At 62.7% G+C, this 12,441-nt stretch carries 13 protein-coding genes; 6 read left to right on the top strand and 7 right to left on the bottom strand.

Going from position 1 to position 12,441, the window contains the following annotated elements; all coding sequences use genetic code 11:
• Positions 1-9: 9 nt before the first annotated feature.
• Both IVB45_RS26390 and IVB45_RS26385 read right to left on the bottom strand, forming a co-directional pair.
• Positions 10-285, bottom strand: coding sequence for a hypothetical protein (locus IVB45_RS26390; protein ID WP_247356468.1), 276 nt, complete (start codon positions 283-285; stop codon positions 10-12).
• A gap of 96 nt (positions 286-381) precedes the next feature.
• Positions 382-990, bottom strand: a complete 609-nt coding sequence (locus IVB45_RS26385) for a S24 family peptidase (protein WP_007612810.1) — start codon at positions 988-990, stop codon at positions 382-384.
• 166 nt (positions 991-1,156) lie between these two features.
• Between IVB45_RS26385 and IVB45_RS26380 the strand changes: the two genes are divergently transcribed.
• Both IVB45_RS26380 and IVB45_RS26375 read left to right on the top strand, forming a co-directional pair.
• The gene (locus tag IVB45_RS26380) at positions 1,157-1,684 is read left to right on the top strand and encodes a GcrA family cell cycle regulator (RefSeq protein WP_027566605.1); all 528 of its coding nucleotides are present in this window, start codon (positions 1,157-1,159) and stop codon (positions 1,682-1,684) included.
• A 46-nt stretch (positions 1,685-1,730) separates the two neighbouring features.
• Positions 1,731-2,306 carry a hypothetical protein gene (locus IVB45_RS26375; RefSeq protein WP_247356470.1) on the top strand — a complete coding sequence of 192 codons (576 nt, stop codon included), beginning with the start codon at positions 1,731-1,733 and terminating at the stop codon, positions 2,304-2,306.
• A gap of 46 nt (positions 2,307-2,352) precedes the next feature.
• On the opposite strand, the gene IVB45_RS26370 is transcribed toward IVB45_RS26375, so the two are convergent.
• Positions 2,353-2,709, bottom strand: coding sequence for a hypothetical protein (locus IVB45_RS26370; protein WP_247356471.1), 357 nt, complete (start codon positions 2,707-2,709; stop codon positions 2,353-2,355).
• Positions 2,710-3,450: 741 nt separating this feature from the next.
• Here IVB45_RS26370 and IVB45_RS26365 point away from each other — a divergent pair.
• Complete coding sequence (locus tag IVB45_RS26365) at positions 3,451-3,636, top strand: hypothetical protein (RefSeq protein ID WP_027519309.1); 186 nt, start codon at positions 3,451-3,453, stop codon at positions 3,634-3,636.
• A 142-nt stretch (positions 3,637-3,778) separates the two neighbouring features.
• A complete protein-coding gene (locus IVB45_RS26360; RefSeq protein WP_027519308.1) occupies positions 3,779-4,120 on the top strand; it encodes a phasin in 342 nt (113 codons plus the stop codon).
• 197 nt (positions 4,121-4,317) lie between these two features.
• Here IVB45_RS26360 and IVB45_RS26355 read toward each other — a convergent pair whose 3' ends face one another.
• From IVB45_RS26355 to IVB45_RS26345, 3 genes are all read right to left on the bottom strand, one after another.
• Positions 4,318-4,635, bottom strand: a complete 318-nt coding sequence (locus tag IVB45_RS26355; protein ID WP_247356472.1) for a cytochrome c — start codon at positions 4,633-4,635, stop codon at positions 4,318-4,320.
• Positions 4,636-4,928: 293 nt separating this feature from the next.
• Positions 4,929-5,759, bottom strand: coding sequence for an alpha/beta fold hydrolase (locus tag IVB45_RS26350; protein WP_247356473.1), 831 nt, complete (start codon positions 5,757-5,759; stop codon positions 4,929-4,931).
• Positions 5,760-5,913: 154 nt separating this feature from the next.
• Positions 5,914-7,710, bottom strand: a complete 1,797-nt coding sequence (locus tag IVB45_RS26345; RefSeq protein ID WP_247356474.1) for a POTRA domain-containing protein — start codon at positions 7,708-7,710, stop codon at positions 5,914-5,916.
• Positions 7,711-7,839: 129 nt separating this feature from the next.
• Here IVB45_RS26345 and IVB45_RS26340 point away from each other — a divergent pair, with 129 nt between their 5' ends.
• Together IVB45_RS26340 and IVB45_RS26335 are read left to right on the top strand one after the other, a co-directional pair.
• On the top strand, positions 7,840-9,120 hold the full coding sequence (locus tag IVB45_RS26340; RefSeq protein ID WP_247356476.1) for a FecR family protein: 1,281 nt from the start codon (positions 7,840-7,842) through the stop codon (positions 9,118-9,120).
• A 59-nt stretch (positions 9,121-9,179) separates the two neighbouring features.
• The gene (locus IVB45_RS26335) at positions 9,180-11,921 is read left to right on the top strand and encodes an EAL domain-containing protein (protein ID WP_247356478.1); all 2,742 of its coding nucleotides are present in this window, start codon (positions 9,180-9,182) and stop codon (positions 11,919-11,921) included.
• Between the two features lie 12 nt (positions 11,922-11,933).
• Here the strand turns inward: IVB45_RS26335 and IVB45_RS26330 are convergent, their stop codons facing one another.
• Complete coding sequence (locus IVB45_RS26330; protein WP_007612789.1) at positions 11,934-12,218, bottom strand: hypothetical protein; 285 nt, start codon at positions 12,216-12,218, stop codon at positions 11,934-11,936.
• Positions 12,219-12,441: the final 223 nt, after the last annotated feature.

Raw genomic sequence — 12,441 nt, 5'->3', positions numbered from 1 at the left:
GGCCTTGCGTCACGTCGGCTCGTGCTTACGCAGATCGTGGGCGTGATCGAAGCGGATAGCCTGTAAGTCGACTTCTTCGGGCCGGATCTCCGGGAGGGCCGCCTCGGCGAGGATGGCCTCGGTAATGTCCTCGACCGAGCTCTCCGCGATCTCGTGGATGAACGAGATGTTCCGATATTCACCTGAGGCAACGCGGGAAATGACCTCACGCCTGGTGATTTCAGGGTCGACGACCGCCTCGCGGCCGCGACGCCCATAATCGATCATCACGACAAAATACTGCATGAAATAATCCTGCCGTGCCCCATGTCGGGCACGGCAGAGTATTTCCGAAAAACGGAATCCAGTCAAGACGCATTTCGCAAAAACGGAAATTCCAGCCTACTTGCTCCTCTTGCGAGGGCGCGCCGATTTGGCGCGCAGCCGCTCCAGCTGCCCCTTGGGCATGGAGAGGCAGATCTCGCCGACCCACTCCAGTTTCACGCCGACGATCTGCTTGGCATTGAAGCTGCTGAGATTGACGACGGAGGGGGATTTGCCCCGCTCGATCGTCTTTAGATAGCGCTCGCCGGTCTTGAGCCGGACCACGGCCTCCTCGCCGTAGAAGCTCGACAGGGGATGGCGCTGGTCCTTGTAGACCACGATGACGTCGCCGCTCTCGTATTTGGGCAGCATCGAATCGCCTACGATCTCGAATGCGATGGTCTCCTCCATGATCGGAAAGGGCAGCGCGATGTCGCCTAGGCCTTCCGGTGGAACCTGCTCATAATCCGGCTCGATCACGGCACCGGCGCCGACGCGGCCCATGATCGGCGCGAGATTGAGCTCGAGATATTCCATGATCGGAATGATTTCCGAAGCCTTCACCAGGCGTTCACCGCCGAGGATCTCCGAGACCGCGCCGGGCCGTACGCCCATGGCAGCCGCCAGGCCGCCCTTGCTCTTGCCTGTCTTTTCCAGGCCCCGTTCGATCATTGCAGCGTCCAACATGGTGATTCCCTCGATTGTCCATCGTTCCGCCTCTTGTAATCCGAAATTCGGAATTGATGCAATTATGAATATCAGAATTATCGCTTGACTCTAACTTCGGAATACCGGAATGTGCGCTTCGCCTCGCGATCGTGCGATCGGAGGAGGCGCATCACAGGACAGCAGCATGGAACCGGGCCATTGGCCGTCGGAGCACTCCGACGCGCTTCGCGACTATTTTCTCAAGGGAATGTCTTATGCGGAGATCGGAAGACAGATTAACGCAAGGTTTGGAACGTCTTACACGCGCAACGCGGTGGTCGGCCGCGCCAAGCGGCTCGGGCTGGTCGTGCAGGTGCGGACGGCGAGCCCGTCGATCGTCCCAGTGTTGCCGTCTGGGGGCTGTCTTGTCCTGCCGCACCGCCCTACGGTGCTGAGCCTGCCGCCGAAATCTGCGATGAAGCCTGCCGCGCAGGTCAAATTGCGCTGCGTCGGCGTCCAGCCGCGCCTGGTCCCGTTGGTCGAACTCGCTGGCGAGGACTGTCGCTATCCCTATGGCGGCGACAAGGACGGGGAGGAGATCACCTTCTGCGGCCATCCGCGTGAGCCGGGCTCGAGCTATTGCACGCCGCATGCGCGCCTGACGCGCCGCGCCGGAGCTGGATCCGCTCGCGTCGCCGGCCCCGTCGTGCTGAGGCTGGTCTCTGCCGCCTGACCTGACGACCGCCCGTTCAATCGTCAATTTCGCAAGGAGTATCCGAGTGGCACGTGTCCGACGCAACAGGTCTTACAAACTGGCGAATGTCTACGATCGACGCTCGCGCGAGATACCATTCAATGCGGAGATCGCGGAAGTCGAGGTGGACAATCCGCTGGCGCTCGACCCCGGCGAGAAGATCATGGCCGTGCGGTCGATCCGCAGCGATCCGCTCGGCCGGCTGCACGCGCACCATCAGATCGACGAGGCGCAGTATCGCGGCGGGCGCGCCTTCCAGAACGATTGGGAGAGGGCCGAGCGTGGCCCTCAGGCGATGGACCCGACCCGCGAATATGTCGATGGCGCGCGCACGCGCGAGCCGGTTACCGAGAGCCAACGTCAGGCGGTGCTGCGGCTGAACCGGATCGAGCGCGAACTCGGCACCGACGGTGCCGCGCTAGTGCACGACGTGTTGGTGCTGGGCCTGACCATGGACGAGATCGGCCAGCGTCGCGCCGTTCGTACGCAACGCTGGACCGACTATTTTTCCCGACGTTTTCGTGAATGCCTGGACCGGTTGGCACTGATCTACGGCTTTGCGACGGAAACGGGGGCACGGCGTGCAGGCCAACGCAGATGACAAGGGCGCGCCCGCGACCTCGGTCGCGGGCGCGCCGGTCTGCTGCTTAGGGATGCGGTAGGATCTGGTAGGTCGTGGTATACGGCTCGACCCGGAGCGACGCGTTGGCCAAAAGCCCGATTCTGGCGGTCGGCGCTTGCTGCAATTCGCCGTTCGGACCGCGATGCACGTTGTATTGCCAGACGGTGAGATCGCCCTTCTGTGCCAGAGCATGTGCAACGGCGCTGGCATCATTGCCGCCGAGCGCCTGAAGCTCCTCCGTCGACAATCCGACGACGACTTCGTCTTTGATGGTGACGATCTTGAACAGGTTCATCCTGGTCTCCTGCGCCCATGCGCCTTGTATCGAGAAGGTGAGAAGCGCGACTGCGGCGCCCTTGATGAGATCGCAGCGAGAAAGCATGCCGTCGTCCTTTGGTTCTGGGGCGCCGAATCGATCAATGCATCGGCCATGGCGCCCGTGATCTGCGTGGCTGTTTCGCCACCGCTTTGTCGTTTGCTCCTCAAAAACGGTTCACCGCCGGAAACAAATGCGGCCCGATGAATTCTGATGCGAAGAGGCGAGTCCAAGTCCAAGAGCTCGATGGAGCGGGTTTAGATGAATCCAAACGCCATAGTCTGTCTCTTGGTTCAGAAGGCCGCGCTGTGGCCACCGATCCATGGCCCGAGATCGACGTCTATTTCGCGACGATACAACCGCCGACGACGGACTCAACAATTACGTGCATAAGCTGAAGAAGCACTGGTCGGATCCACCAATGTCCATTCACATCTGAAACAAGACGAAACAAGGCGTCGATTGACGGGGATCCAGGCTGCATGCCTGATCGATGACGCTTCTTGACGCAGGTGGGTGACGGCTGGCCATATTCCTGTTATCCGGAATTGCCGTGGCGCGATGCAGACGAAGCATCGCTGGGCCAACTCTTAGGCTTGCTGGAGGGGTTGTTTCTTGACATAGTTGCAACCTGCTCAAGTGCGCCCGCTTGCACATGCAACTCGGCGTGCGAACACACCGTGCTTCCCCCGGACGAAGCGCGCCGTCGCCACGGCATCCCGGTTGTGTCATTCGGTTGTGGCGTTCGGTTCTTAGTTGGGACCTCGATGTTGGATCACGAAGTCCGATGCTTGTCATAGGTGCGAGATGAAGAACCTCAATTTCGCAGCTGAGCTGCACCTCAAGCTCGGCGCGCCTGCAAGCGGTACTGTCGAAAGCCTGCGCCTGCTCCGCGCCTTTCTGAAGCTCGCGCCCCGGCAGCGTTTCGAGGTCATCAAGCTTGTCGAAGACCTCGCCACCGAAGAATCCCTTCCCGAACACCCCCTGTCCTGAGCCGGCCTGCGCGCTGGCCTTACCCCTTGCCCTTCGTTTTCCTGCCAGAGCCGGCCGCCGGGCGACGTCTTCCCCGGCATGGACGCTGGCAGGCGATCCGGCAAGTGTGGTATTCAGTTCTGAAAACGGGAGGAGTGCGACCATGATCGAACCGAAGCTCGAAGTTCCGGCCGAACTGCGCGACCTGGCCGAGAAGACGATTGACCAGGCGGAAAAAGCATTCGGCATGTTTTTCGAAGCCGCCACCAAATCGATGACGACCGTTCCGGGTGCGGGGACGGACGTCTCGAAGCAGGCGCTCGCATTCACCGAGCAGAACATGAAGTCGGCGTTCGAGCATGCTCGCAAGCTCGTCCATGCGACCGACCTTCAGGAGGCGATGCGAATTCAATCGGATTTCCTGCGCAGCCAGTTCACCAATGCCGGAGACCACATGCGCCAGATGACCGGCAGTCTCATGCAGCCAGGGAAGGGCAAGTCCTGATTCTCGGTGTGTTCCTGGCGCGTCCAGAGATTGGACTTGCCCGGGCGCGATTATCCGCACGTCGATGCGGGTACCGGTCCATGCTGGGCCGTCGAATGGACCTCATTCGCCGCCCATCATCCCTTCTGCTGATCCCTGTCGGTTCTCAGGCAGGGATAAGCATTTGTCGCGGGTGTCTTGACCGATCGGTGGCTCTGCTAGCGCAGCGATGCGATGTAGGCCGCGATATCGCCGGCTTCGATCCGGCTCAAAGGGAAATTCGGCATCTTCGGGTGCGGGTCTAGCAGGAAAAAGGCGAGCCTTTCCGAACTGAAGTCAGGCCTGCGCGCAACGGACGCGAAGGAGGGGACGTCGGCGCTCGCCTGGATCTGGCCGTTCGCCACGACATGGCAGCTGGCGCACCAGCGCCTCGCAAGGTCGGCGCCGTGATCTGCATCGGCGGCGAGAGCGGACGACGCGCACACGCTCGAGGCCACTGCAACCAGCAGACAGATTCGTCTCAAATGCCGGTGCATAGGGCAACCCTGTGTGTTGTTGGCTAGCGACGCCGTCCTCATCCGCAACACGAACCCGGAAACTGCGAGAGGTCGATGCGGGCGATGATCGACCGCAGCAGCTTGCGGGCCAAACGATAGAGATGCCGGGCGAATCTCGGCGTCCTTGCCGCAGGCAGGACAAAGCTTGCCGCAGCGAGTCTTTTCGTACCAAGGCTTTCGATGGAGTGCGACACGGTGTCTCTCCGAGATGGCAAGGCCCTTTCTAGCGTGGCCGGCTCGCCGCAGCCTTGATCTGCCGCAAAGGTGCTGGACTAATAGTCGCCGGGGTTCATGATCATCGGACTTTGTGTATCGGCCGGCGCGAGCGCGCTGCTGGCGCTGTCGCGCAGGAAGCGGTCGAGTGTCGCCTGGATCTTCTCCTTGACCGCATCGGGACCGCGATCGCTCATCTCGGTATGCTGCGCACCGGTGTGGATAATGTCGATGCCGCGCGCCTTGGCCTCTTCCGGCGTCGGCAGCACGCCGGGATCGGTTACGAAATGCGGATCCTTCGAGCGGAACGACAGGATCTTCATGTTGTCGCTAAGCACGAAAGGCACTCGCAGATTGTCGAGCGTGATCACTTTCGACACCAGCTCCGGGTGCTGATGGGCGACATACATCGAAACGTCGCCACCGTTGGAATGCCCGACGAGCGTGATGTGGTCGTAGTCGGCGTTCTCTTGCCGCCGCTTCAACTCGCCCAAGGTGAAAAGGATATTGGCCTCGCAGCGGATATAGACCTCGCGCCGGCCGACATATTGCTGGCCGGTCTTGGTCATCAGCGGCGGATCGCTCGGCAGATCCTGCTGGATGCTCGCGACGAGATAACCGCGTGCGGCGAGCACGTTGGCGAGGAAGGAATATTCGGTGGCCTTGACGGTATTGCCGTTGCTGATGATGGCGAGCGGGAGCTTCCAGAGGCCGAGATTGGCCTTGGTCTCGTAATCGCGCCGTACAGCGATTTCGACCGCAATCGGCCGCTGGCGCGCGGCGTCGAACAGGGTCAAAACCTCATGGCGGATCGCGAACCGGCTGACGACGAAATACTGGCCGACGCCGAGGATGCAGAGAAACGCCAGAACAGCAAAAACCTTTTTCATGGTTCCGTCCCAAATCACTTTCGACTGAACATGGCCATTGGGAACTCCCGGATCGAGCGATCGTGAGCAGGTTACGGGATTAAATTTAGGCAAGTCTGTGAGCCGCGCCCCAAAAGAGCCGCACGCCCGGGGCCATAGCGCGAAGGGCGAGGGTTTACAGACAGCCGCCCTTGCCGCGTTCGGAGCAGAGCCGCAGCGCGCTGGACAGAGTAAACAGGAAGCGGGGGCTGCGGCGGTCGTTGTCGGGCGCCCGGTAGCTCAGGGGGACGGCCACGCCGAGATCGGCCTGGAAATCGTCCGGCAGGAAGAACCGCACGCCAGCTCCGGCCGAGGTCAGCGACAGGCCGTCGCTCAGGCGGTAACCGTCGTTCCAGACGGCGCCGGCGTCGCCGAAGGCATAGAGCTGATAGCCGGTCCAGTAGCGGTAGTTGAGTTTCTGGTCGAAGCGCAGTTCGAGAGAGCCGGCAAGACCGTTGTCCCCGCTGATCTCTGCTGCGCCATAGCCGCGCCCGAAGGCAGCGCCACCGAGATAGAATTGCTGCGAGGTGAACAGCGGCCGTGACGCCGTCTGGCTCGCAGCGGAAAGTTTGAGCGACCAGACGTCGTTGAGCGTCTGGTAGCGAGTGAACCAGAGGTTTAGCACCGAGAAGTTCGATGAAGCGCCATCGCGCGACAAAAGATCGTCGTCGAAATGCGAGGCACCGAAGATGTCGAGGCCCTGGCGGTAGGTCAGCGTCGCGAAATTGGTGCCGCCGAAATGGTCCTGAAGCCGGTAGTCGGCGGTCAGGCTCACGGTCCTGATGTGGTCATTGTACCAGGGGCCGTAAAGGTCATGCTCGGACACGTTGCTGAAGGTCGTCGCCGCAGTCAGGGTCAGCGAGGAGGATTGCGACTGCAATGGGACGATGCTGGCACGCAGCTCGAACGCCTCGGTCGTGGTGATGTCGTTGTCGAGGCGGCGGGCATCGCCCGGTCTAACCGCGCTGTACAGGACGGACCCGCCGAGACGCACACCGTCGACACCGACCGGTGCATCGTAGGACAACCGTGCGAAGCCAAGCTGGCGGGGGTCGTTGGCGATGGTCGACAGATTGACCGCCAGCGTGTCGCCGGGCGTGAGATAGGAGTTGAACGCGCCGGTCGCATAGGTCTGCCACGGACCGACTGATGATGAGCCGAGATTGTCCAGACCGAACGACGAGAAGACGTGCCAAGTCTTCAAATAGACGATGAGGCGGAATCGGCCCGTTGCAGTGCCGATCTCCTCCAGTGCGGTATCGGTGATCCGGACGCCAGGTCTGCCGTTGACGAGAAAGAGCTGACGTTCCAGCGTTGCCAGGCGCGACGGTTGCTCAGCCAGAACCGGCCCAAGCATCGGTCTCACGCCGAACTGCTCAGCGCCGTCGCCTTTCAACTCGGCCTCCAAGATGGCGCCTTCGACGACCTGGATCCGGACGCGTCCGTCCGCAATATCCTGCGGCGGCACGATCGCACGGCTCAAGTGAAAACCATCGGCACGGTAGAGATCGCTGATCGCGCCTGCGATCGCGGCGAGATCCGCCTGCGAAACCTTCTTGCCGACATAGGGCTGGTAGACCGCGGCGATGCGATCGGGGGAAACGGCCCGGGCTCCGCTGACATCGACGCCGCGCAGCACGAATTGAGGCTTGGTATCGCCGCCGGTGTTGGGCTGGCCGACTGTCGGCAGCCTGACCGGAGGGCGGGTCAGCGATTCCCGCTCGGTTTGGTTTTCAAAATATTTCTCAGGCTGGCGCGGATCGAAGCCCGGCTGGTTCGCCTGTTGTGCGAAAGCCTGAGGAACTCCCGTGAAAAAAGGGGCTAACAGCGCCAATGCGGTAATGAGATGCCGCTTCCCGACGCGCGCAATGCGCCTGCCCCCGTAGTTCGACGGAGATGTGCCCCTGGTGCGATAAGGGTTCGTTAGCCACATGATTTTTCATAGTTTTTTATGGTCAATGAACCGTTAACGCGACCGCTCCGCTGGCTGCTTCCCGCTAATCCTATGTTGAGTGATTTCGGATACCCCTCAGGCTGGCTGTAACGCGGACTGAGGATCGTCATGCTGAGCAAAATTGGAATGCGGTGCGCCTTCGCGGCTGCGCTGATCCTGGGAACGGCTTGCGGCGCATCCGCCGCCGACGATGGCGTCTGGTCGGTCGGCAAAGCCACCGGCGAGGTCTGGGTCGCCACCAGCGGCGCGCAGCAGGTCTCGTTGAATCAGCAGGAGGCGCTTAAGCCCGGCGACACCATTCGCACCGGACGTAATGGCCGCGTGCTGCTCGTCCGCGGCGAGGAAACGATCCTGATCTCTCCCAACTCGGTGGTCGGCTTGCCGACCGAGAGCAAGGAGGGCCTCTCGACTACCATCATCCAGCAGGCAGGTTCGATCCTGCTCGAGGTCGAGAAGCGCAACGTCAAGCATTTCGAGGTCGAGACGCCCTATCTCGCCGCTGTCGTCAAGGGAACGCAGTTCAGCGTCACCGTGGCCGCGGGCAGCACCAAGGTCGGCGTGCTTCGCGGCCAGGTCGAGGTCTCCGACTTCAAGACGGGACAGATCGCCCAGGTCCTGCCGGGGCAGGCCGCCACCGTTTTTGAGCATGGCAAGCCTGGTCTCAGCCTGAGCGGCGCCGGGACTTTCAATCCGATCGAGCACGGCAAGCCACGCGCCTCGAGCATCGAGCGCGTGCCCGTGCCGAAATCGGGCCTGCCGGCGCCGCGCAACGGGGCGAATGGCCACATGATCCATGCGCTCGGGCCGATCGATAAGGGCACCAAGGCGGCTGGCGCGCTCAAGCCATCGCAACAGGCGGCTGGAGCTCACGCGTCCAAGGGCGGTGCTGCAAAGCCCGGCGTCGTACGCATCTCGAACTCGCTCGGCGAGGTCAAGCTGAACGTCCACAAGGTCACGCACGGGCTCGCCCACGGCGGCGGTGCCCCCGGACAGGTGCGCAACGCGCACGCCAGCACGGAGACGGTCTGGAGCGACTCGAAATCGGGCACAAACGCATCCAACAGCACCGTCCAGACTGCGGTAACCACGAGCAGCGGCGTGACGGCTGGCAGCACCAGTTCGTCGGCTGCAAGCACGACAATAGCCGCGACCACGGCAGGTGCGTCCAGCGACGGTTCGGGCGGCGGCAGCGGAAATTCCGATGGCAAGACCAAACCGGATAAGGGCAACTCCGGTAACGGCAATTCCGGCAATGGGAATTCCGGCAACGGCAATGGCAACAGCGGTGCCACCGGAAACGGCAAGGGCAACAACGGCAACGGCAATGGCAATGGCGGCGGCAACGGCAGCAATGGCCACGGCAATGCCTTTGGCCACAACAAGCACTGAGGCGATTTCCTGGGGATGAGGGGGCGCAACCGCAGAAGCGGGTGCGCGGGAGGACCGGAGTGAAGCGCTATCGTCCGCATATTCTAGTCGTGACCGCGCTGGCGATCGTGCTGTCGACGGGGTGGCATGGTGCGCTTCGCAACGCGCTGACCGACCTACGGTTTGCCTGGCAATCGCGCGCCGCGAGCGGCAACGTCGTCGTGGTGGCCATTGACGCGCCCTCAATCGACCAGATCGGGGTATGGCCCTGGCCGCGCCGGCTGCACGCGGAACTGTTGCAAAGGTTAGAGGCTGCGGGGGCACAGGACGTCGCTTTCGACGTCGATTTCAGCTCGCCATCCGATCCGGCCTCCGACGAGGCTTTCGTCAACGCGCTGCGTGAGGCAGGCGGCTCGACCATCCTGCCGTCCTTCAAGCAGCCGGCGCCGAATGGCGGCGCAGCTCACATCAATCGCCCCCTGAAGCCGTTCGGCAACCAGTCGTGGCCCGCGCTGGTCAATGTCGCCATCGAATCCGACGGGCTCGTTCGCCGATATCCGTTCGGCGAGAAGCTCGGCGATGCCCTGATGCCTTCGATGGCCGTCGTGCTGGCCGGGCAGGACGCCAATCGGCGGCCGCCGTTCCTGATCGATTTCAGCATTCGGGCGGGCTCCGTTCCAAGTGTCTCCTATGTCGACGTGCTCCGCGGCAAAGCCGCCGCTCTCGACAGGCTGAGAGACAAGAAGATCATCATTGGAGCGACGGCGCTCGAACTCGGCGACCGCTTCAGCGTTCCAAATGGCCGCATCATCTCCGGACCCATCCTCCAGGCGCTGGCAGCGGAATCGATCCTCCAGAACCGGATGCTGCGCTGGACTTCCGATACCGGCATGATCCTGGGTCTCGCGGTGATCTGCCTGCTGATGATGTATTCGTGGCGCCGCTTCGCTTCGGGAATTCGCGTCGCAATCCTGATCTCGGCCGGGGCGGCCTTCGAGCTGGTTGCGATCCTCGTTCAGGCAAGATGGCCCTTCATCATCGACACATCGTTGTTCCACATCGCGATTGTCGCTTATCTGACGGCGATCGCACTCGACGAGATCGATTTTCGTGGTCTGCTGGGGCGCATCGCCGAAAGCCGCTTTCATCGTATCGCGATGTCGCTCGGCGATGGCCTCGTCTGCACCGACGAAGATCAGCTGATCACCGTTTGGAACCCCGGCGCCAGCGCGATCTTCGGCTATATGCCCGCCGAGATCATCGGCCGCCCGTTCGAAACGCTATGTGCCGTTCCGGTGGACGGTGAGGCGAGGCCGTCCACGCGCGACGCCGCGCGCCAGGCACTCCTCGCACCCGGCGGAGCGGTCGTCATCGAGTTCGAAGGGCGGCGCAAGAACGGTGAAACTTTCCCGGTCGAGGCGAGCTTCTCGGGCTGGCAGGGAACGGACGGCTTCCAATACGGAGCCATCCTGCGCGACATTTCGGTCCGCAAGCGCGAGGCCGAACGCGTCAGATATCTCGCCGAGTACGACGTGCTGACCGGTCTGGTCAACCGCAACACGCTGCACGCCGGACTGGTCGGCATGATCGCGGATGCAGCGCAGCGTCCTTGCGAGGTCGCGCTGCTCGTGATCGGGCTCGACGGTTTCCAGAGCATCAACGACATGCTGGGCCATTCTGCCGGAGACCTCGTGCTGCAGGCGGTCGCTACTCGCCTGAAAGCCCACGCGGGCGACGGCGCTGTCGTTGCCCGGCTTAGCGGCGACGAATTCGCAATTGCGCGCAAAGGCGCCGATGGCGACGAGCGGATCGCAGAGTACGCCGAACGAATTGCGCGCGCGTTCGAAGCGCCGCTTGCGACCGGCACGCGGCAGCATCGCGTCAGGATCAGCATCGGCGTCGCGGTCCATCCGGAAGGCGGACACAACGCCGACGATCTCCTGAGCAACGGCCATCTTGCGTTGACCAAGGCAAAGCTGACGCGGCGCGGCGGTCATGTGGTCTTCGAGAGCGCGATCCGGCAGGAGCTGGAGAACCGCCTGACGCTGGAGAGCGAATTGGCGCTTGCCGCGGATCGCGGCGAGTTCGAGCTGTTCTACCAGCCCCAGGTTCGCCTGATCGACGCCAGCCTGGTCGGGGCCGAAGCGCTCATCCGCTGGCGGCATCCCGTGCGCGGCTACGTTTCGCCCGGAGAGTTCATGCCCGTGGTCAACAGCTCAGCCCTGTCCGAGCGGATCGGAAACTGGGTGATGGAGACTGCCTGCCGCCAGGCACGCGCCTGGGAATTGTCAGGCGACCCTGTGCGCGTCGCGATCAACCTGTCACCCTCGCAGCTTCACTCCGGCGACCTCGCCCATTCGGTTGCGGGGATGCTCGAAGCGACGGGGCTCACACCGTCGCTGCTCGAGATTGAGGTCACTGAGGACATCCTGCTTCACGACGAAGCCCGCGTGCTCGACATGTTCAAGCGTATTCAGCAGCTCGGCGTCCGCGTTCTGTTCGACGATTTCGGCACTGGCTATGCGAGCCTGAGCTATCTGAAGAAGTTTCCGCTCGACGGGCTCAAGATCGACCGGTCGTTCGTGCTCGGTCTGCTCGCGAATTCCGACGATGCCGCGATCGTCGGGTCGACCATCGGCCTCAGCAAACAGCTCGGACTGACGGTCGTGGCCGAGGGCATCGAGAATCGCGCTACGGCCGACTTCCTGGTGAGCATGGGATGCGAGGAAGGCCAGGGCTATTTCTTCGGCCGTCCGATGCCGGCGGAAGCATTCGAGCGGCAGTTCCTCGCAGCCGAGTGCGCCGCCGTCAGTGCGGCCTGAACATACGTTGCTCTAGCGCCGACGCGCGACCGCGACGCCGAACAGGAAAGCAACGAACAGGCTGGCGAGCGGCGCTTCGCGCGTGATCGCGGCGACGGTCGCGAGGGGCCGGCCCGGCTTTCGCGCTTCGTCGATAGCGGAGGTCATGCGGTCGACAGCTGCATGCAGGCCACCCGCGACTTCACCGATGGTGCGGGATACGTCCGTCGCGGCATCGATGGCGCGCTCGGCCATGCCGGGATGTGAGGTGGACTGCGGGATCTCCGTGCTCAAGTGCGCGACCTCCGGGCTGATCATGTGACGGAGGCCGATACCTTTGGCTATCCGCGCGAGCGCTCGTTCTGAACAGCGGGTCAGATGACCTTTGGCTATCCGCGACAGGCGCCGTGGTTTTTACGGCGGGTACCGGCCTTGAATGGGCAATTCGGCGCGCGGGCTTTTGTTCCGAAACGATCCGCCCCTGCGCGGACCCGCCCCCGTGAAACGACGGATGCGAATCTCTGTTAGGCTGGCTCAATCT

This window comes from Bradyrhizobium sp. 4 (assembly GCF_023100905.1).
Lineage (GTDB): Bacteria > Pseudomonadota > Alphaproteobacteria > Rhizobiales > Xanthobacteraceae > Bradyrhizobium.
Note: the sequence above shows the minus strand (reverse complement) of the source record. Positions and strands in the feature narration are given on the sequence as shown.

Coding starts and splice junctions, on each gene's coding strand:
- IVB45_RS26390 (WP_247356468.1), bottom strand. CDS start 285: ATGCAGTATTTTGTCGTGATGATCGATTATGGGCGTCGCGGCCGCGAG.
- IVB45_RS26385 (WP_007612810.1), bottom strand. CDS start 990: ATGTTGGACGCTGCAATGATCGAACGGGGCCTGGAAAAGACAGGCAAG.
- IVB45_RS26380 (WP_027566605.1), top strand. CDS start 1,157: ATGGAACCGGGCCATTGGCCGTCGGAGCACTCCGACGCGCTTCGCGAC.
- IVB45_RS26370 (WP_247356471.1), bottom strand. CDS start 2,709: ATGCTTTCTCGCTGCGATCTCATCAAGGGCGCCGCAGTCGCGCTTCTC.
- IVB45_RS26365 (WP_027519309.1), top strand. CDS start 3,451: ATGAAGAACCTCAATTTCGCAGCTGAGCTGCACCTCAAGCTCGGCGCG.
- IVB45_RS26360 (WP_027519308.1), top strand. CDS start 3,779: ATGATCGAACCGAAGCTCGAAGTTCCGGCCGAACTGCGCGACCTGGCC.
- IVB45_RS26355 (WP_247356472.1), bottom strand. CDS start 4,635: ATGCACCGGCATTTGAGACGAATCTGTCTGCTGGTTGCAGTGGCCTCG.
- IVB45_RS26350 (WP_247356473.1), bottom strand. CDS start 5,759: ATGAAAAAGGTTTTTGCTGTTCTGGCGTTTCTCTGCATCCTCGGCGTC.
- IVB45_RS26345 (WP_247356474.1), bottom strand. CDS start 7,710: ATGTGGCTAACGAACCCTTATCGCACCAGGGGCACATCTCCGTCGAAC.
- IVB45_RS26340 (WP_247356476.1), top strand. CDS start 7,840: ATGCTGAGCAAAATTGGAATGCGGTGCGCCTTCGCGGCTGCGCTGATC.
- IVB45_RS26330 (WP_007612789.1), bottom strand. CDS start 12,218: ATGATCAGCCCGGAGGTCGCGCACTTGAGCACGGAGATCCCGCAGTCC.